At 61.9% G+C, this 18,714-nt stretch carries 23 protein-coding genes; 13 read left to right on the top strand and 10 right to left on the bottom strand.

Features of this window, described 5'->3' with window-relative positions:
- Positions 1-11 precede the first annotated feature (11 nt).
- Both NCN05_RS01465 and NCN05_RS01460 read left to right on the top strand, forming a co-directional pair.
- Positions 12-827 (top strand): carbohydrate ABC transporter permease, encoded by an 816-nt coding sequence (locus NCN05_RS01465; RefSeq protein WP_250396693.1) that lies wholly within the window; start codon positions 12-14, stop codon positions 825-827.
- Entirely contained in the window at positions 824-1,816 is a 993-nt protein-coding gene (locus NCN05_RS01460) for an ABC transporter ATP-binding protein (protein ID WP_250396692.1), read from the top strand. The genes NCN05_RS01465 and NCN05_RS01460 overlap by 4 nt, the downstream gene beginning before the upstream one ends.
- Here the strand turns inward: NCN05_RS01460 and csaB are convergent.
- A complete protein-coding gene (gene csaB, locus NCN05_RS01455) occupies positions 1,773-2,855 on the bottom strand; it encodes a polysaccharide pyruvyl transferase CsaB (protein WP_250396691.1) in 1,083 nt (360 codons plus the stop codon). The genes NCN05_RS01460 and csaB overlap by 44 nt on opposite strands.
- 54 nt (positions 2,856-2,909) lie before the next feature.
- On the opposite strand from csaB, the gene NCN05_RS01450 reads away from it, so the two are divergent.
- From NCN05_RS01450 to psaK, 3 genes are all read left to right on the top strand, one after another.
- On the top strand, positions 2,910-3,203 hold the full coding sequence (locus tag NCN05_RS01450; protein WP_115082328.1) for a DUF2499 domain-containing protein: 294 nt from the start codon (positions 2,910-2,912) through the stop codon (positions 3,201-3,203).
- Entirely contained in the window at positions 3,200-3,487 is a 288-nt protein-coding gene (locus NCN05_RS01445; protein WP_115082329.1) for a DUF3593 domain-containing protein, read from the top strand. The genes NCN05_RS01450 and NCN05_RS01445 overlap by 4 nt, the downstream gene beginning before the upstream one ends.
- 68 nt (positions 3,488-3,555) lie before the next feature.
- Entirely contained in the window at positions 3,556-3,813 is a 258-nt protein-coding gene (psaK, locus tag NCN05_RS01440; protein WP_041434789.1) for a photosystem I reaction center subunit PsaK, read from the top strand.
- A gap of 51 nt (positions 3,814-3,864) precedes the next feature.
- On the opposite strand, the gene NCN05_RS01435 is transcribed toward psaK, so the two are convergent.
- A complete protein-coding gene (locus NCN05_RS01435; RefSeq protein ID WP_250396690.1) occupies positions 3,865-5,052 on the bottom strand; it encodes an NAD(P)/FAD-dependent oxidoreductase in 1,188 nt (395 codons plus the stop codon).
- A gap of 13 nt (positions 5,053-5,065) precedes the next feature.
- Positions 5,066-6,997, bottom strand: coding sequence for a 1-deoxy-D-xylulose-5-phosphate synthase (gene dxs / locus NCN05_RS01430; protein WP_250396689.1), 1,932 nt, complete (start codon positions 6,995-6,997; stop codon positions 5,066-5,068).
- An 80-nt stretch (positions 6,998-7,077) separates the two neighbouring features.
- On the opposite strand from dxs, the gene ilvA reads away from it, so the two are divergent.
- The 3 genes from ilvA to NCN05_RS01415 are packed head-to-tail and all read left to right on the top strand — an operon-like array spanning position 7,078 to position 9,465.
- A complete protein-coding gene (gene ilvA / locus NCN05_RS01425) occupies positions 7,078-8,607 on the top strand; it encodes a threonine ammonia-lyase, biosynthetic (protein ID WP_250396688.1) in 1,530 nt (509 codons plus the stop codon).
- Between the two features lie 39 nt (positions 8,608-8,646).
- Positions 8,647-9,144 carry an SMC-Scp complex subunit ScpB gene (gene scpB, locus NCN05_RS01420; RefSeq protein WP_115009114.1) on the top strand — a complete coding sequence of 166 codons (498 nt, stop codon included), beginning with the start codon at positions 8,647-8,649 and terminating at the stop codon, positions 9,142-9,144.
- A gap of 24 nt (positions 9,145-9,168) precedes the next feature.
- Positions 9,169-9,465 (top strand): YggT family protein, encoded by a 297-nt coding sequence (locus tag NCN05_RS01415; RefSeq protein WP_114989255.1) that lies wholly within the window; start codon positions 9,169-9,171, stop codon positions 9,463-9,465.
- 14 nt (positions 9,466-9,479) lie between these two features.
- Here NCN05_RS01415 and NCN05_RS01410 read toward each other — a convergent pair whose 3' ends face one another.
- Positions 9,480-9,953 carry a hypothetical protein gene (locus NCN05_RS01410; RefSeq protein ID WP_250396687.1) on the bottom strand — a complete coding sequence of 158 codons (474 nt, stop codon included), beginning with the start codon at positions 9,951-9,953 and terminating at the stop codon, positions 9,480-9,482.
- Between the two features lie 7 nt (positions 9,954-9,960).
- Positions 9,961-10,290, bottom strand: a complete 330-nt coding sequence (locus NCN05_RS01405; protein ID WP_250396686.1) for a nucleoside triphosphate pyrophosphohydrolase family protein — start codon at positions 10,288-10,290, stop codon at positions 9,961-9,963.
- A gap of 56 nt (positions 10,291-10,346) precedes the next feature.
- On the opposite strand from NCN05_RS01405, the gene pyk reads away from it, so the two are divergent.
- From pyk to ftsH, 3 genes are read left to right on the top strand one after another with little or no spacing between them, the layout of a single operon-like run.
- On the top strand, positions 10,347-11,798 hold the full coding sequence (pyk, locus tag NCN05_RS01400; RefSeq protein ID WP_250396685.1) for a pyruvate kinase: 1,452 nt from the start codon (positions 10,347-10,349) through the stop codon (positions 11,796-11,798).
- 13 nt (positions 11,799-11,811) lie between these two features.
- Positions 11,812-13,041: an ABC transporter permease gene (locus tag NCN05_RS01395; protein WP_186497742.1), complete on the top strand. Its 1,230-nt coding sequence runs from the start codon at positions 11,812-11,814 to the stop codon at positions 13,039-13,041.
- Between the two features lie 57 nt (positions 13,042-13,098).
- The gene (gene ftsH, locus NCN05_RS01390) at positions 13,099-15,018 is read left to right on the top strand and encodes an ATP-dependent zinc metalloprotease FtsH (RefSeq protein WP_250396684.1); all 1,920 of its coding nucleotides are present in this window, start codon (positions 13,099-13,101) and stop codon (positions 15,016-15,018) included.
- Between the two features lie 51 nt (positions 15,019-15,069).
- Here ftsH and NCN05_RS01385 read toward each other — a convergent pair whose 3' ends face one another.
- Together NCN05_RS01385 and clpP are read right to left on the bottom strand one after the other, a co-directional pair.
- Positions 15,070-15,225: a DUF2256 domain-containing protein gene (locus NCN05_RS01385; protein WP_114989259.1), complete on the bottom strand. Its 156-nt coding sequence runs from the start codon at positions 15,223-15,225 to the stop codon at positions 15,070-15,072.
- Positions 15,222-15,815 (bottom strand): ATP-dependent Clp endopeptidase proteolytic subunit ClpP, encoded by a 594-nt coding sequence (clpP, locus tag NCN05_RS01380; RefSeq protein ID WP_025362250.1) that lies wholly within the window; start codon positions 15,813-15,815, stop codon positions 15,222-15,224. The genes NCN05_RS01385 and clpP overlap by 4 nt, the downstream gene beginning before the upstream one ends.
- A gap of 81 nt (positions 15,816-15,896) precedes the next feature.
- Here clpP and psb29 point away from each other — a divergent pair, with 81 nt between their 5' ends.
- A complete protein-coding gene (psb29, locus tag NCN05_RS01375) occupies positions 15,897-16,544 on the top strand; it encodes a photosystem II biogenesis protein Psp29 (RefSeq protein ID WP_250396683.1) in 648 nt (215 codons plus the stop codon).
- Here psb29 and NCN05_RS01370 read toward each other — a convergent pair.
- Positions 16,526-17,767, bottom strand: a complete 1,242-nt coding sequence (locus tag NCN05_RS01370) for a hypothetical protein (RefSeq protein WP_250396682.1) — start codon at positions 17,765-17,767, stop codon at positions 16,526-16,528. The genes psb29 and NCN05_RS01370 overlap by 19 nt on opposite strands.
- Positions 17,768-17,993: 226 nt before the next feature.
- Positions 17,994-18,095, bottom strand: a complete 102-nt coding sequence (petN, locus tag NCN05_RS01365; RefSeq protein WP_011364412.1) for a cytochrome b6-f complex subunit PetN — start codon at positions 18,093-18,095, stop codon at positions 17,994-17,996.
- 72 nt (positions 18,096-18,167) lie between these two features.
- Between petN and clpS the strand changes: the two genes are divergently transcribed.
- Positions 18,168-18,464, top strand: a complete 297-nt coding sequence (gene clpS / locus NCN05_RS01360) for an ATP-dependent Clp protease adapter ClpS (protein ID WP_114989263.1) — start codon at positions 18,168-18,170, stop codon at positions 18,462-18,464.
- 1 nt (position 18,465) lies between these two features.
- Here the strand turns inward: clpS and NCN05_RS01355 are convergent, their stop codons facing one another.
- Complete coding sequence (locus NCN05_RS01355) at positions 18,466-18,693, bottom strand: hypothetical protein (RefSeq protein WP_114989264.1); 228 nt, start codon at positions 18,691-18,693, stop codon at positions 18,466-18,468.
- Positions 18,694-18,714: the final 21 nt, after the last annotated feature.

Genomic DNA, 18,714 nt, shown 5'->3' with positions numbered 1-18,714 from the left:
CACGTGGATCGATGACACGACGTTCCCTCTGGATTGCTCTACTGCTGGTCTGGTCCCTCGCTCCGATGCTGTGGCAGCTGCTGAGTTCCTTCACCACCGCAGATGCTCTGGTCAATGACCAATTGAGCTTCTGGAGCCGTTGGACGCTCAACAACTACCGGGATCTGCTCAGCACCGATCCACCCTTCTGGCGTTATCTGCTCAACAGCAGCCTGGTGGCTTCCCTCACCACACTGCTCACCTTGATGCTGGCCATCCCCGCCGCCTACGGACTCGCAAAGCTGCCTCAGCGGTTGAAAGGAATCCTCCGCACTGCCGTGGCGGGAGCCGCTCTGTTCCCTTATGTGCTGCTGTTTCTGGCGCTGCTCGAACTGGCCCGCACCTTTTCCCTTGGCAACAACCTGATCGCCATCGCCATTCCCTACAGCGCTTTGTCGATGCCTCTGGCCCTGCTGCTGCTCACCGCGGCCTTTGAAGCCCTGCCCAACGACCTCGAAGACGCAGCAAAGCTTGAGGGGCTGTTGTTGTGGCAGCGACTGCGCTGGGTGCTGCTCCCCTTGATTGCCCCGGCCTCCGCCAGCACGGCAATCCTGGTGTTCCTGTTCGCCTGGAACGAATATCCCGTGGCGCTCACCTGGCTGAGCCGCAGCGATCTGCTCACATTGCCGGTGGCGATGGCCCGAATTGCGGGATCATCCACCTATTCCGTCCCGTACGGCACCTACGCGGCAGCCACCGTGCTCGGTGCCATTCCTCTTCTGGTGCTGGTGCTGGTGTTTCAGCGCCAGATCGTCAGTGGACTCACCAACGGAGCCATCAAGGGATGACACTGCAACTTCGGGCCATCAACAAGCGCTTCGGCGAACGACAGGTTCTCTACCAGCTCGACCTCGATGTGGCCAACGGCGAATGCGTCGCTCTGCTGGGGGCCAGCGGCTGTGGGAAAAGCACGGCCCTGCGTCTGATCGCAGGGCTCGATCACCCCGATCAAGGCTCGATTCGCATCAATGGTGCGGAGATGGTCGACGTGCCCGCTGAGCGTCGCCGGGTGGGGATGGTGTTTCAAAGCTATGCCCTGTTCCCGCATCTGAATGTGTGGGACAACCTCGAACTGGGGCTGCGCATGCGGGGCGGTAGCGCCGCCACCCGCGATGAACGGATCCGCGGCGTGCTGGAGGTGTTGCAGCTCAGCGGCCAAGCACGGCAACGGCCGTCACAACTGTCCGGCGGCCAGCGCCAGCGCGTCGCCCTGGCCCGAGCGCTGTTGCGGGACCCCCTCGTTTATCTGCTCGATGAGCCGATGAGCAATCTGGATGCCCAGTTGCGTGAGGACCTGCGGCCTCAATTGCGCCGCCTGATGATCGGCGGAGAGCAGCCTGTGGTTTACGTCACCCATGACCAGCAGGAGGCGATGGCGCTGGCGGATCGCATCGCTGTGATGCGCGAGGGAAGGATTGAACAGATCGGAACACCCCGCGAGCTGTACCTGCAACCGGCCAGCACCTACGTCGCTCAGTTCATCGGCCGCCCGCAGATGAATCTCTTGCCAGCCAGAGATGGAGTGATCACCGGCATCCGACCGGACGATCTAAGGCTCGATCCCGCGGGCTCACCCTGCACGATCCTCAGCCGTGAATGGTTCGGAGCCAACCAGATGCTGCTGGTGCGCTGCGATCGCGGCGACCTGCGGCTGGTCTGCCCCGGAGAAACAGCGATCGAGGCTGAGCCACGCATCAGTTGGCCCAGCACTTGTGAGCATCGCTTCGATGCCGTCAGCGGCCGTCGTCTTCCGTCAAATCGGCTGCCATCTGATTGAGAAGCTCGCTGTGCGCTGACGCCTGGCGGCGCAGGGCTTCGGTCTGATCAGGATCGGCTGGACGGTCCACTTCGCCCCGCCAAAGGCTCAGCAGATCATCCACAGAGGGAAGCGAGCGCAAGGGGATGCAGGGCACCGTGGCCATGGCCGCTGCAGCCTCCACCTTCGGGTCGTAGCTGAGGGCAGCCATGGGGCTGTTGGCCAGTCGAGCCAGGATCAGGGCATGCAACCGCATCGGCAGCACCAAGCGCGCCCGCTGCACCAGATCGGACACAGCCTCCAGGGTCTGGGGCACCAGGGTTGAGCTGCGCGCCTTCAATCGCGCCGGCAGCAGACCTTGATCACTCAGGTGCTGCAACAGGGGAGCGTCCTGATGGTGATGGAAGGCCAGCCAGATCACCGGCGCATCCAAGTCGGCACTGAGCCGATCCAAAGCCTCCGTCAAGCAACGCCAGCCCACGGAATCCAGCAAAGGTGTGGGACGCCAACTGAGCACGATGGCGTCGCCACCAAGCCAAGGGCGCGCCGGCATCTGCCAGACCGGATCGGCGGCCAGCACCATCGGCAGCTTGGGGGCCCAACGCTGGGCCCAGTCAAAGGAGCGCTGATCCCTCCAACTCGCTGCCTTGCAGAGGGGCAGAACTGTGCGAACCAACAGGCGACTGATCCGACGCCGCAAGGGTCCAAGGCCCTGCCCCCAGAGAACCACCTCGGCGCCACCGAGGCGGGCAACCGTCATCAGCAGCAGGTAATAAACGAGGCTGCTGAAGCTGGTGCTGTCCTGCAGCAGGCTCCCGCCACCAAGCACCAGAACATCAGCTCTCAGGGCCGCACGAAGACAGAGCCGCAGGGAACGGCGGTTCACCGTCTGCGCCGACGGAGCCAAGGCCAGAACGGGGGCTGGATCACGGGCTGTGATCAACAGCTGCTGCAGCTGGGGAAGAGACGACACCAGCACCTGAAGCAGGGCATCGTCGCCGAGGTTGTGCTCTCCGTAGTAGCCGCAAAGCAGCAATACAGGCGCAGTGGGGCGGACCACGGGCAGCAGCCTGTTCACTCCGGGCATTATCAACCGATTCCTAGGATTCAAGGCATGCACGCGTTGTCGCTCGGAACCTGGTGGATCCATGTCGCCTCCGTGGTGGAGTGGTGCGTGGCGATCGTGTTGATGCATCGGCGTGGGCTGCAGGGCCTGGCCTGGGCCATGCTTCCGGCCCTCGTCAGTGCCATGGCTGCCTGCACCTGGCATCTGTTTGACAACAGCGAAGCACTGCGGGGGCTGGTCACCCTTCAGGCCCTGTTCACCGTGATCGGCAACTGCACCCTGGCCTTGGCGGCCTGGCAGCTCCAACGACGCCGGCAGGTGGACGGAGTCAGTGCTCCATGAACTTCGATCCCGCACCGCTGTTCGCCGCCTCGCTGATCCCCTATCTGCTGTTTCTGCACTGGCTGCGGAAAAGTGAGGCGCTTCCGCTGATGGCGGAGCGGGGCTTTCAGCTCACCCTGCTGTTTGTGGCCGTCACGATCGGTGCTGCCATTGCCGCCCTGCGCTGCTGCTCAGCGGAACTGGTGGAGATTGACTGGTTGCACGGTGGGGCAGAAGCCTTTCTCACCCTCAGCAACACGGTTTTGGTGATCGGTTTGTTGTACCCAACCCCCAAAAAAGGGTGAACAACTCTTAAGAGAGGCAGGCAAGGCGTCGCTAGCGCCGGAAGATGAGGTGTCGCTCATTGGCTCGAATGCTGACCCACCTTTTCGCGATCGCTCCCGCCTCCGTGTCCTGGTCTCCCAAGGTCGCCCTGGTGATGATCCTCTGCAATGTGGTTGCCATCATGGTCGGCAAGGCCACGATCAAGCACCCCAACGTTGGCGCCGCACTCCCCAACGCTTCCTTCTTCGGCGGCATGGGTCATGCAGCCCTGCTCGGCACCACCAGCCTCGGCCACATCATTGGCATCGGCGCCATCCAGGGTCTGGCCGCCCGCGGCGTGCTCTGAAGCACATCTCTTGAGGGAGGAGCCAGTCTCCTCCCTAAAACGCCCCTTGGCTCAGAGCAGATACGGCAGCAGACGCAGGCCGTAACGCTCGAAGTTGTAGTTGAACAACAGCTCTGAGAGAGCGGTGGCTTCTGCGGTCGCAGACAGCCCATCGATCAAACGTTCCAGACGTCGGTCCGCCCTTGGATTGTCGAGGCCCCACCAGGTGCGCCGCGCCAGCCGGCCCGACACCAACCAACGCCAACTCCGTTGGGCCCTGAGTTGCTCTTGGTAGCGAAGGGCAATGGCCGTGGAGTCCCCAGACATCCCTTCAGCGATCAGCAGTTCGGCCAGTTGATCGGCGCTGTCCATCGCATGGCGGATCCCTTCTCCCCCAAGCAGATTGGCGGAACTGGCCGCATCCCCCACCGCCAGCAGAGCACCGGCCACCAAAGGTTCGGAGCGGGCGATGCTGCTGGACACCGGCCCGCCATGGCGATCCAGCACCGGGCAGGCGCTCAAGCCGCAGCGTTGAATCAAACGCTGAAGGGGTCCAGCCAGGCTGCCGGGACTCGGACGATCCGCCGGTGGGAGGTGACAGACCCCCACCTTCAGCCGTTGCCCCTGCATGGGAAAGATCCAGCCGTATCCATGGGGGATCCAGGCGGTGCCCAGAAAGAAACTGATCCGATCCCGCCAGGCAGCCGCCTGACGGTCATCGGCCTGCAGCAACCACTCAACGCCGATGCCCTGCAGCAGAGGATCCTCGGGATTGGGGCTGAGGCCGGCCTGCTGCAGCAGATCTCGGCGTGCACCGGTGGCATCAATCAGCCAGCGCGCTGAGCGCAATGACGAGCGCCCATCTCGTGTTTGCAGCCGCACGCTGGCTTGATCGGCCGTGAGCGTGCTCAGCGCAGCCTGGCAGCCCTGGATCAACTCAACCCCATGGCGGCGTGCTTCCTCCCAGAGCCAGGACCGAAGCCGGCCGAAGTCGAGCACCACCCCCAGATCGCCGGACGACCACCACTGATGAACCAGACCCGAGGGATCGTGCAGCTGCCAGCCCTGCCAGGTGGCGGCAATGGCGTCATCCGGCAGACCCAAGCGACGAACAGCCTCCAGAGGCAGGGCGCCACTGGAATAGACATGGCGATGGGGATCAGCCAGGCGATCCACAAGGGTCACCTCAACACCCGCCCGCGCCAGTTGAATCGCCAGACGGGCACCGGACGGTCCCGCGCCAACGATCACAACGGACACCGAGCCCTCAGCTTCAGGCCTGGAGGGCCTTGACCGAAGCGGTGGCTGGCAGATCACCAGAGGTGTTGCTGAAGCGCTCAAGGATGCGTTCAGCCATCTGGGCAGGAGTCAGGCCAAGAGCTTCCTTGCTCTGCTGCGGCGTGGCGTGATCAACCAGCTGGTCGGGGATGCCGATGCGCAACATCGACACGTTGATGTCCTGATCGATCAACGACTCCAGAACCGCTGCGCCAAAACCACCGGGCAGGGCTCCCTCTTCCATGGTGACCACGCGGGGGATGCGACGTGCCAAGGGATGGATCAGCGCCTGATCCAGGGGCCTCAGGAAGCGGGCGTTGATCACGGTGGTGGAGAGACCGGCTTCCTCCAGAAGCGTTGCTGTGGCGAGGGCCGGAGCCACCATCGAGCCGTAGGCCACGATCATCAGATCGTCGCCTTCCCGCAGCAGTTCACCGCGGCCGATCGGCAGCGACTCCCAACCCTCTTCCATCAAGGGCACGCCTTCTCCGGAGCCCCGCGGAATCCGCAGAGCCGTGGGCCCGTCGTGCTGCAGGCAGGTCACGAGCATGCGCTGCAGCTCAGCCTCATCCTTCGGTGCCATCACCGTGAAGTTGGGAATGGCCCGCATGTAGCTGATGTCGTACTGACCCTGGTGGGTCGGCCCGTCGGCGCCAACGATGCCGGCACGATCGAGCACGAAGGTAACCGGCAGCTTCTGGATGCCCACGTCGTGGATCAACTGGTCGTAGGCGCGCTGAAGGAAGGTGCTGTAGATGGCAACGACAGGACGCAAACCCTCGCAGGCCATACCTGCCGCCAGGGTGACGGCATGTTGCTCAGCGATGCCCACGTCCACGTACTGGTCCGGAACGGCCTTCTGAAGCAGATCGAGACCGGTACCGGTGGCCATGGCCGCAGTGATGCCGATCACCCGACTGTTCTGCTCACAGAGCTTGACCAGGGTCTGCCCAAACACCTTGCTGTAGCTGGGGGGCTTGGGTTTGGACGACGGAATCGCCTTGCCGGTGCCGAGATCAAAAGCTGATTGGGCGTGGTAACCCACCTGATCGGCCTCGGCGTAGGGATAGCCTTTGCCCTTTTTGGTGACCACATGCACCAGCACAGGGCCACCCTCACGGTGAGCTGCCTGGAAGGTGCGCACCATTTCACCGATGTCGTGGCCGTCGATCGGTCCCATGTAGGTGAAGCCAAGTTCCTCGAACACGGCACCCACCTTGGGAACCGCGAGGCGACGCATGCTGCCCTTGAGGCGGTTGAGTTCCGCTGGAATCTCACCACCCATGAAAGGCAGATGCCGAACGCTTTCCTCAACACTCCCTGAGAGGAACTGCATCGGCGGGCTGAGCCGCGCACGGTTCAGTACGTTCGAAAGCGCACCAACCGGCGGGGAGATCGACATGTCGTTGTCGTTCAGCACCACCAGGAGCGGTGTGTTGGGAAGGTGTCCGGCGTGGTTGATGGCCTCCAAAGCCATGCCACCTGTCAGGGCTCCATCACCGATGACGGCAACGCATTTGAACGACTCCCCCCGGTTGTCCCGCGCCATGGCCATGCCCAGCGCCGCTGAGATGGAGGTGCTGGCATGGCCCGCTCCGAAGTGGTCGAAATCGCTCTCTGTGCGCTTGAGGTAACCCGCCACCCCATGCTGCTGGCGCAGAGAGTCGAAATCGTTGAACCGGCCGGTGATCAATTTGTGGGGGTAGGCCTGATGGCCCACATCCCAGATCACACGGTCATGGTCGAGATCCAGCGTCTGGTACAGCGCCAGGGTCAGCTCCACAACCCCCAGGCCAGGCCCCAGGTGGCCACCGCTGGTGGACACCACCTGCAGATGCCGCGCACGAATCTGCCGAGCCACGTCCTCAAGCTGGGCCGGGCTGAGTCCGTGCAGCTCATTCGGATGCTTCAGATCTCCGAGATGCATGCACTGCCAACTCCAATACGTGCAATCTACGGGAACCAACCCGGATCCTGTCTGGATCGAACCCTTGGAAGAATGGTGAGATGACCGACTACCTGCAGCGGATCCTGCGTGCCCGCGTCTACGACGTGGCGCGGGAAACCCCTTTGGATCCCGCACCCAATCTGAGCCGCCGGCTGAACAACACGGTCTGGCTGAAGCGTGAGGATCTCCAGCCGGTGTTCTCGTTCAAGCTGCGCGGCGCCTACAACCGCATGGCGCAGCTCAGCACAGACGAGCTCAAGCGCGGTGTGATTGCCTCCAGTGCCGGGAACCATGCCCAGGGCGTCGCCCTGAGTGCCCAGCGGCTTGGCTGTCGGGCCGTGATCGTGATGCCAAGCACCACACCCGAGGTGAAAGTGCGCGCCGTGCGGGCCCTGGGTGGTGACGTGGTCCTCCATGGCGAGACCTACGACGAGTGCTCCGCGGAGGCGCATCGACGCTGCAAGGCCGAGGGGCTCACCTTCATTCACCCCTTCGACGATCCGGAAGTGATCGCAGGCCAGGGAACGATCGGCATGGAGATCATGCGCCAGGCCGAGCAGCCACCCAACGCGATCTATGTGGCCGTGGGTGGCGGTGGCCTGATCGCGGGCATCGCCGCCTACGTCAAACGGCTGTGGCCGGAAACGGAGGTGATCGGTGTGGAGCCGGTGGATGCCGATGCCCTGAGCCGCTCCCTCGAGCAGGGGCAGCGGGTGGAACTGGAACAGGTGGGGCTGTTTGCCGATGGTGTCGCCGTGAGAAAGGTGGGGGAGCACACCTTTGCGCTGGCCCAGCAGTTCGTCGATCGCATGGTGCGGGTCGACACCGATGCCATCTGTGCCGCGATCAAGGACGTCTTTGAAGACACCCGTTCAATCCTGGAGCCCGCCGGTGCCCTGGCGGTGGCAGGACTCAAACAGGACGTGGCCGAGCGTCAGCTGGCGGGGCGCAATCTGGTGGCGGTGGCCTGCGGGGCCAACATGAATTTCGACCGGCTGCGCTTCATCGCCGAACGGGCTGAGCTCGGGGAAGAGCGCGAAGCAATGCTGGCCGTGGAGATTCCCGAATCACCCGGCAGCCTGAGGCAGCTTTGCGAACTGCTGCGGGAGCGCAGCCTCACGGAATTCAGCTACCGCATGACTGATGGGGCCTCGGCGCAGATCTTCATCGGTGTGCAGGTCAGCGATGACAACGACCGTGCCTCACTGCTGGGCCAGCTGGAGCGTGGCGGCTTCCCCTGCCTCGATCTCAGCGACAACGAATTTGCCAAGGTTCACCTGCGCCACATGGTGGGCGGCCGTCTGCCGGCTTCAGCCCGCACGGCCTGTGCCGGCGAATGCAAAGAGCTGCTGTATCGCTTCGAATTTCCCGAACGCCCGGGTGCCTTGATGAGCTTCGTGGATGCTCTCCACCCCGGCTGGAGCATCAGCATCTTCCACTACAGAAACCATGGCGCTGACGTGGGCCGCATCGTTGTTGGCGTGCTGGTGCCGGAACAGGACATGCAGGGCTGGACCGAATTCCTCAATGCCCTGGGCTATCGCCACTGGGATGAAACCAACAACCCGGCCTATGGCCTGTTCCTCTGAGTTTCAGGGCGGTAACTTGAGTGCTCTCGAGGGGTTGTGATGACGTCTCCATCCCTGCCCACCCGGCTCGAGGCGATTCTTTATCTGAAGGGTCGGCCCGTCAGCATCGGTGAACTGGCGGAGCTGGCCGACGCCGACCGCCGAAGCGTTGAAGAAGCCCTCGTCGCCCTGACGGCCTCCTACGCCCAGCGGGACAGTGCCCTGGAGGTCGTTGAACAGAGCGGTCGCTACGGGCTGCAGCTGCGCCCGGGCATGGGCGATCTGGTCAAAGACCTGCTGCCGGTGAACCTCTCCACAGCAACCCTGCGAACCCTCGCCACCATTGCGCTGAAGAAACGCATTCTTCAATCGGATCTTGTGGATCTGCGGGGCTCGGGGGCCTACGACCACATCAAGGAACTACTGGCGCAGGACTTCATCGAACGGCGTCGTCAGAGCGAGGGGCGGTCCTATTGGCTCACCCTCACCGAAAAATTTCACCGCACCTTCTCCGTGCTTCCTGATCTTGGGGCAACCGATCTGACGGAAGCTGCATAAAGTCAGAGCAGATCAGCTCCCGTCATGGAATCTCTACCCGTCACCTTGCTGCAGGTGCTGTCCCAGACCCTGCAGATCTATTCCTTGGTGCTGATCGTGCGGGTTCTGCTGAGCTGGTTCCCGAATCTGGACTGGGGCAATCCGGTGCTCAGCAGCGTGAGTGCGATCACCGACCCTTACCTGAACGCCTTCAGGGGTTTGATCCCACCGCTGGGGGGCATTGACCTCTCCGCCATCCTGGCCTTCCTGGCCCTGAACCTGTTGCAGAGCCTGGTGGGGCAGTCGATCAGCGCCTTCTACATGTCGGGCTCCAGCTGGTGATCACTTCTGGGTGATCACTGCTGGTTAATGCCCCGTTCCAACGGCAACAGGTCATCCTCGTCAACATCAACGCGGCTGCGGACCGGAGCATTGAATCCACGGGCACGGGGATTTTTGATCACAAACGGCCCTGGGGTACCGGCCGGAACTGAGATTCGCAGGGCGAACGGGGAGTGACCAGGGTTCACATCCCCGATGGATCCCACCCGGGTTCTGTTGGGAAGAACCGGTTCACCACTGGCATCCAGGATCCGTGCATACACATCGGTGTCGATGACGCTGTTCTTGCTGCGGTTCTCAACGTCTCCCGTCAGCACATAACAGCTGGCACCAACCGGGCGGCTTAATTCAGGTTGATTGCCGGCATCCAGCTCTCCGCAGGGATCCAGGCGAACCTCACTGAGCTGCAGTTCAGCGGCGTCACAGGGGAGCGCCAGCCCCAGCAGCAGGGGCAGGCAGAAGAACACGGAAGCAAATCGACGGAGCATCAGGAGATCAACGTTGGTCACCACTGCCTCCGATGCGCCCACGGGCAGCCCGGCTCGACAGTTTCTGCAGGTTGGCGTCAGCCACCTCATTCAGGTCATAACCCAGTTCGCTGGCCAGCTGAGCCACGTACCAGAGCACATCTCCCAGCTCCAACTTGATCGCTTCGCAGGTGTCGGTGTCAAACACACCGCCACAGTCGCGAATCACCTTTTTCACCTTGTCGGCCACCTCGCCGGCTTCACCGGTCAAACCGAGGGTCGGATAGATGGGATTACGGCCCACATCCGGGTAGGCAGCCGTCTTTCGGGCGGCGTCCTGATAGGAATTCATCTCCATGGGGCCGGTTGGGAAACGCCCGGATGGTAGTTTCCGCAAGGATTTTCAGCCGCGATATGGGCCAGTTCGACCTGAACCGACGGACCAAGATCGTGGCCACCATCGGCCCTGCCACCGAGAGCCCGGAGCGGATCAAGGAGCTGGTGAAGGCTGGTGCCACCACCTTCAGGCTGAACTTTTCCCACGGGGACCACAGCGAACACGCCGCTCGCATCGCCACGATTCGTCAGGTGTCTGAGGAATTGGGGCAGACCATCGGCATCCTCCAGGACCTTCAGGGCCCGAAGATCCGGCTCGGGCGGTTCGCTGAGGGTCCGATCACCCTGGCCAACGGTGATCCGTTCACACTCACCTCACGGCCGGTGAGCTGCGACAAGACGATCGCAACGGTCACCTACGACAAGCTGGCGGACGAAGTCACCGCAGGAAGCCGGATCCTGCTCGACGACGGCCGCGTTGAGATGAAGGTCGACACGGTCGATAAAGCTCAGCAGACCTTGCATTGCACCGTCACCGTGGGCGGTGTTCTTTCCAACAACAAGGGCGTCAACTTCCCGGACGTTCAGTTGTCCGTTCGCGCCCTCACGAACAAGGACAAGACCGACTTGGCCTTCGGACTCAGCCAGGGCGTGGACTGGGTGGCCCTCAGCTTCGTGCGCAATCCCTCCGACATGGAGGAGATCCGCGGACTGATCCGCGAACAGGGCCATGAGACCCCTGTAGTGGCGAAGATCGAAAAGTTTGAGGCCATCGATCAGATCGATTCGATCCTGCCGCTCTGTGACGGCGTGATGGTGGCCCGCGGTGACCTTGGCGTGGAGATGCCGGCCGAGGAAGTGCCGTTGCTGCAGAAGGAACTGATCCGCAAGGCCAACAGCCTGGGCATCCCGATCATCACGGCCACCCAGATGCTGGATTCCATGGCCTCCAGCCCCCGGCCCACCCGAGCCGAAGTCAGCGACGTGGCCAACGCCATCCTGGATGGAACCGACGCTGTGATGCTCTCCAACGAGACCGCGGTGGGGGATTTCCCTGTGGAGGCCGTTCAAACCATGGCCACCATTGCTCGCAGGATCGAGAAGGACTACCCCCAACGCTCGATCGACAGCCACCTGCCCAGCACCATCCCCAATGCCTTGAGCGGTGCGGTCAGCACAATCGCCAGCCAGCTCAATGCTTCCGCGATTCTTCCCCTCACCCGAAGTGGGGCCACAGCTCGCAACGTGAGCAAGTTCCGGCCTGCGGCACCGATCCTTGCCATCACTCCTGATCGCACGGTTGCCTGTCGTCTGCAACTGGTTTGGGGCGTGACACCGCTGGTGATTCCCCAGGGCGAACGCACCACGCAGACCTTCCAGGCGGCGATGGTCAAAGCCAAGGAGCTCGATCTGCTGAAGGAGGGTGATCTCGTGGTGCAATCCGCAGGCACGCATACCGGCGTTTCCGGATCCACAGATCTGGTCAAGGTGAGCATCGTCGGCAACGAAGCTGAGGCGACACTGATCTGAGCGACGCCACACCATGAACCGGCGCATGCCCGCAACGGAAACGGTGCGGATGGCCCTGTCCACCCTGCGCAGCAACCGCCTGCGCAGCCTGCTCACGATGGTGGGCATCGTGATCGGCAACGCCTCGGTCATCACCCTTGTTGGGGTTGGACGGGGAGCGCAATTGCTGGCTGAAGGCCAGTTGAACAACCTCGGCGCCAATGTGTTGTTTGTGGTTCCGGGCAACACGAACGCCAGACGCCAAGGGGTTACGCGACCGAAAACGCTCGTGCTGGAAGATGCCGAAGCCATCGCCACCCAGGTTCCCAGCGTCAAGCGCGTGGCGCCCGTGATCAACACCAATCAGGTGGTGCAGGCCGGAGCCCGCAGCTCCACGGGTGCGGTCTTCGGCGCGACATCGGAGTTCCCCCCTGTGCGCGGATTCGAAGTGGCCAAGGGCCGTTTCATCAACGCCAAGGACGTGGCCGGTGCGAAAGCCATCGCCGTGCTCGGCTCGGATCTACGCACCAAGTTGTTTCCCACTGGCTCAGCGATTGGCCAGCAGGTGCGCATCGGCAATCAAAGCTTTGAGGTGGTCGGTGTGATGGCCCCCAAAGGGGCCGTGTTCGGCAGCAACCAGGACGAAAACACCTACATCCCAATCACCACGATGGTGAACCGGATCACCGGTCGGGATCCGATTTATGGCGTCAGCCTCAACTCCATCAGTGTTGAAGCCAGGGATGAAAACAGCATCAACGCAGCCAGCTTTCAGATCAACAACCTGCTGAGGCAGCGGCACAGGATTCTCCGGGACGACGATTTCGTGGTGCGATCCCAGAAGGACGCTCTCACGATCGTGGGCACCATCACCGGAGGACTCACCCTGATGCTCGGGGCCATTGGTGGGATCTCCCTGCTGGTGGGAGGCATCGGGATCATGAACATCATGTTGGTGTCCGTCAGCGAACGCACCGAGGAGATCGGTCTGCGCAAAGCCCTGGGGGCCCGCAGCGGTGATGTTCTGCAGCAGTTTCTGGTGGAATCCCTGGTGCTTGCCAGCCTTGGCGGCGCCATCGGCACGCTGGCGGGTCTTGGAACAGTGAGCCTCGTAGCGGCGGTCACGCCCCTGCCAGCGACGATCGGCGCAACGATGGTGGTGGTCACCGTTGGACTGTCAGGATCCATCGGGCTGTTCTTCGGAGTTGTTCCAGCCCGACGCGCCGCAAAGCTCGACCCGATTGTTGCCCTGAGAAGCCTTTGATCAGGCCTCAGAAATCAGTCCAACTCCTTTACACTCGTTAACGAATTTCTTCAGCTCATGAATCAGCGCTGGCGCCTTCTTGCCCTCTGGCTGTTGCCAATCGGCGTCGTGTTGCTGATTGGCTGGCAGGTGGTGAGCAACGGAGGCATCAACGGCCTCAGCCAGGACAACAATGGCACCACCGTCGCTCCCCGCAATGCTGCGGTGGCACGGATGAGCTACGGCCGCTTCCTCGATTACGTCGAGGCCGGTCGCGTGACAGCTGTTGATATCTACGACGGTGGCCGCAACGCTGTGATCGAAGCCGTCGATCCCGACCTCGACAACCGCGTTCAACGCCTGCGCGTTGACCTTCCTGGTCTGGCCCCTGAGCTGATCAACACGCTGAAAACCGAAGGCATCAGCTTTGATATTCATCCGCCCCGCACAGCACCTCCGGCCCTCGGCGTGCTGGGCAATCTGGCCTTCCCGCTGCTGCTGATCGGTGCCCTGATCTTCCTGGCCCGTCGCAACAGCAACATGCCTGGCGGCCCTGGCCAGGCCATGCAGTTCGGCAAGAGCAAAGCCCGCTTCATGATGGAAGCGGAGACCGGCGTCATGTTTGATGACGTGGCCGGCGTCACCGAGGCCAAGCAGGAACTCCAGGAAGTGGTCACCTTCCTGAAACAGCCCGAGCGATTCACCTCAGTGGGTGCTCAGATTCCCCGCGGCCTTCTGCTTGTCGGCCCTCCCGGCACCGGCAAAACCCTTCTGGCCAAGGCCATTGCCGGTGAAGCGGGCGTTCCCTTCTTCTCCCTTTCTGGTTCTGAGTTCGTTGAGATGTTCGTTGGCGTGGGTGCCAGCCGCGTCCGCGATCTGTTCAAGAAGGCAAAGGAAAACAGCCCCTGCTTGATCTTCATCGACGAAATTGATGCCGTCGGCCGCCAGCGCGGTGCCGGCATCGGTGGAGGCAACGACGAACGCGAACAGACGCTCAACCAACTCCTGACGGAGATGGATGGCTTTGAAGGCAACAGCGGCATCATCATCATTGCCGCCACCAACCGCCCCGACGTTCTGGACTCAGCTCTGATGCGTCCCGGCCGTTTTGACCGTCAGGTCACCGTGGACGCCCCCGACATCAAGGGTCGCCTGGCCATCCTCGATGTGCACTGCCGCAACAAGAAGCTCGAAGAGGAGCTGTCCCTCGAAAGCATCGCCCGCCGCACCCCTGGCTTCACTGGTGCAGACCTGGCCAACCTGATGAACGAGGCGGCCATCCTCACCGCCCGCCGCCGCAAGGAAGCCATCGGCTTGAGCGAGATCGACGACGCTGTGGATCGGATCATCGCCGGCATGGAGGGTCGTCCCCTCACCGACGGTCGCAGCAAGCGTCTGATCGCTTATCACGAAGTCGGTCATGCCCTGATCGGCACATTGGTCAAAGACCACGACCCTGTTCAGAAGGTCACCTTGATTCCCCGTGGCCAGGCCCAGGGCCTGACCTGGTTCTCCCCTGATGAGGAGCAAACCCTGGTCACCCGTGCCCAGCTCAAGGCACGCATCATGGGAGCCCTTGGTGGTCGCGCCGCAGAGGACGTGGTGTTCGGACATCAGGAAGTCACCACCGGAGCCGGTGGCGACATCCAACAGGTGGCGTCGATGGCCCGCAACATGGTGACCCGACTCGGCATGAGTGATCTCGGCCCTGTTGCCCTCGAGGGCGGCAGCCAGGAAGTGTTCCTGGGGCGCGACCTGATGTCACGCAGTGACGTGTCGGAATCGATCTCCCAACAGATCGATGTTCAAGTGCGCAACATGGTGAAGCGCTGTTATGACGAGACCGTGGAGATCGTGTCTTCCAACCGCGAAGCCATGGATCGCCTGGTGGAACTGCTGATCGAAAAGGAAACCATGGATGGTGATGAGTTCAAGGCTGTTCTGGCTGAATTCACCGCTGTCCCTGAGAAAGACCGCACTGTCGTCACCCTCGACTGATTCTGGGTTCAGCAATAAAAAGCCCCCGCCTTGTTCAGACGGGGGCTTCTTTTATGGATTGGATTTGTTCTTGCGTCGTCGACAACGCTCGGAGCAGTAAACAACCTCATCCCAGCAATTTCTCCAGGCTTTGCGCCACTCAAAGGGACGTTCGCAAACCGGACAGATCTTGCTGGGACGGTTGTTTTTAGAGCTTCCCTTCTTCAAGCAACAGCCTGAACGGGACGCTTGTCGATCACGGAATCAATCAAGCCGTAGTTCACCGCTTCGGTGGGTGACATGAAGAAGTCACGGTCGGTGTCCTGCTGGATCCGATCAAGGGGTTGGCCGGTGCGATCGGAAAGTTCCTTATTGAGGCGTTCCTTCAGGAAGAGAATTTCGTCCGCCTGAATGCGGATGTCGCTGGCTTGGCCCTGGGCACCACCCAAGGGCTGGTGAATCATGATCCGGGAGTGCTGCAGGCTGCTGCGCTTGCCCTTGGTGCCGGCACAGAGCAGGAAAGCGCCCATGCTTGCGGCCAAGCCAACACAGACCGTGTGCACATCCGGTTTGATGTGCTGCATCGTGTCGAAGATGCCGAGGCCGTCGTAAACCGACCCGCCGGGAGAGTTGATGTAGAGGTAGATATCTTTCTCGGGATCCTCAGCTTCGAGGAACAGCATCTGGGCCACGATCCGGTTGGCAGAGTCACTCGTGACAGCCTCACCAAGGAAGATGATTCGCTCGCGCAGAAGCCGGGAATAAATGTCAAAGGCCCTTTCTCCCCGGCCGGACTCCTCAATCACAATGGGGATCATCTGAGCATCAGCAGGGTCGCGCAATCCTAACGGCGATGTCTGCGGCGCTAGGGTTCCGGCCATTCATTCATGGACTGCACGTTGGCCGCAAGTCAGACCATCGCCGACAGCAAACGAGCGTTTCATCAGGCCTTTCCCCACGTCATTGCGCCGCTGTACCGCCGCCTTGCTGATGAGCTTCTGGTAGAGCTGCATCTGCTGAGCCATCAAAGTCGGTTTGAAGCCAACGGGCTATTCAGCGTTGGGCTCTGCACGGTGTTTGACACCTTCACCAAGGGCTATCGGCCTGAAGCGCAGACCGAGGCACTGTTCAGTGCCCTGTGCAGCAGCAATGGCTTCGACGCAGCGAAGCTGCGCAAAACCAACGCCTCGCTGGTGGACCAGGCCAAAGGGAAGGATCTCGAAAGCCTCAAAAGCTTGCTGTCATCCCACAGCCTCAACGAGGGCAGCCACTACTCCCGTTTGATGGCCGTTGGACTGATGAGCCTGCTCAAGGCGGCTACAGCGGATGCCACCGGTTCAGACACCGAGGCCATCGTCAAACAGAGCAAGGAACTTGCTGAAGGACTCGGTTTGCCCACCGATCGCGTCGAAAAGGATCTGACGCTGTTTGGCTCCAACAGTGAACGGATGGATCAGGCCGTTGAGCTGGTGGAAGAGACCATCGCTGCCGAGAAGCGCAAGAAGGAACGTCGCTTGGAAGAGCAGGCTCAACGCACGTCCAGCTGAAGCCGAAGCCATCCGGGCTGTTGCTGCTTCGGCAGTGCCGTCATCTCAAGCTCCAGTTGAGGTGCCTTGCCAACCACCCGCGGCCAGCCCGGTCCGAGCCAACCCAACCGAGCCAATTGATCCGGTCGTGCGCGAAGGCGAAGCTGCTGTTGGCCCATCCGTTTCAGCGGATTGCTTCGGAGGTTCGGGGCATCCCCCAGGGCCAGCAGCAACTCCACCTGACCTCGGAGTTCAGGACCCAGTGACCAACCACCTTGCGGATGACCCTGGGGATCCAACCAAACAACGGCCACATGGTTTGAGGGCCGACCATCGGGAGACAACAGGGGACGTTCAACCCGTTGAAACCCGCGCTTCAACAAGGCGGTGGCAACTGCATCAAGACTTCGCTTGGTCATGGCGATTTCACCAGCAGCCAGCATCAACCTGGCTTGAATCGCAGCCTGGAAACGACCACCCTCCAGCGCATCCAGCCGCACAAGAACAGGTGCGTTGAGCAGAACGTCGCGCAACTGCTTCGGCAATCCATAGAGGCTGTCGAGTTGTTGGGCGAAAAGGGACTTGTTGAACAAGGATCCCAGCAGCGGCTGCAGGGAAACGCTGTTGAGCTCCAGGAAGGCCGACGGCGGATCGAAGCGAACGAAATTGGCGTGGTGTTCCTGGTGGTGAGCCTGCAGGGACGCAAAGGGTCTGGAGGCCACAGGCCCTTCAGCCATCAGACGATCGCCCCGCAGCGCAACACCCAGACAGCCATGCGACACGCTCGCCAAGGCGGGAAAAAGGGAACCGCTGATCGAAGCCAAGCCTGAGGGTTGCCACTGAACGGCCGATCCGCTGGTCAACAGCCGCAAGCAGCGCTGTTCCAGAACCGAGGGCTCCCGTCCTTTCAGCGACGGAAGTTGATCAAAACTGCTGCGGTGCAGTTCATCAGCGAACAGCAGATCCAGAGCAGACGAATGCGGTGCGGACGAAAGAGCCAGAAGGGGTTCACCGTCGTCCAGCCAGATCAGCCACCAGGTGCCGCGACCATGACGGGCCCAGCGATCAGGAGCTTCCGAAGAACCAAGCCGCTGCTGCCAGAGCTTCGGCACCGGTGCAGCGGGGTCAGCCTCAAAACTCTGAACCAACCGTGCCCGCCGACTGATCTCAAACAGCTCTGCTGTTCCACGGCGATTCAGGGAAGGTGTCTTCAGGCTGGAGGTGCCCAGCAGCAGGGCGGGCAAAAAAAAGCACAACCCCAGGAGAAGGGCTGTGCAGGGATGAAATCCAAGTTGACTTCGGACGGACGGAATCAGGAGGATGACTTGGTTGAACCTTGACGGCGTCGACGGTCTCTCCATTCGATCGTTGAGAGATAGATCACGGCAACGCTGACGAAGACAAGAAGCACAGCTGCCGTGACCGCCAGGGTCTGGCTGAGAAGGGGTGCGTCTTGAAGCACAGATTCGATCAGAAGTTCAGGGTGCCGTCACCATTGCGTCCCCAGACGACCATGGCGATGGAGAAACTGAACATGGCGGCCAAGGACGCCCAACCCAGAGTGAACAACATGCTCTTGACCACTTGACTGCCGGGATCCTACCTAGGGTTCAGCACCTTTTCGTCCGCCCGAAGGCATCTGTCATGACCAGCTCCAGCCCAGGTTCATCAGCAGTGCTGGAGCGTCAGGGAACAACACAGCGCTACCCCCAGGCTCGCGTGATCGTTCTGGACGACGATGTGAACACCTTCCAGCACGTGGTGGATTGCCTGCGCAAGATCATTCCCGGCATGAGTGAGGACAAGGCCTGGAACCTCGCCAACAAGATTGATGGGCAGGGTGCAGCTGAAGTTTGGTGCGGCCCCCTGGAGCAGGCCGAGCTGTACCACCAGCAGCTTCAGGCCGAGGGCTTAACGATGGCCCCTCTGGAACGCTGCTGAGTCAGGCCGCCGGCTTACGGCTGGCTTTGGTGAGGCGCAGCAGATCAGCCACCTGCAAACGCTGCAGCTGCTCGTCCATCACGAAACGCACCACCCGGCCAGGGCACAAGGCCAGGCCCCGAACCTCCGTTCCGTGCACCTCAGCGGTGAGCATGCGGGCCTGGGGGCCGCAGGCATCCTGCAGCGGTCCGCTGATCACATGGCGGAGAGCGTCTACTGATTTCAGCATCACAGCCCCGGAGCGCTCTCT

Source organism: Synechococcus sp. MU1651 (assembly GCF_023630635.1).
GTDB lineage: Bacteria > Cyanobacteriota > Cyanobacteriia > PCC-6307 > Cyanobiaceae > Parasynechococcus.
The sequence above is the reverse complement of the archived record's forward strand: the minus strand, read 5'-3'. Positions and strand labels throughout refer to the sequence as shown.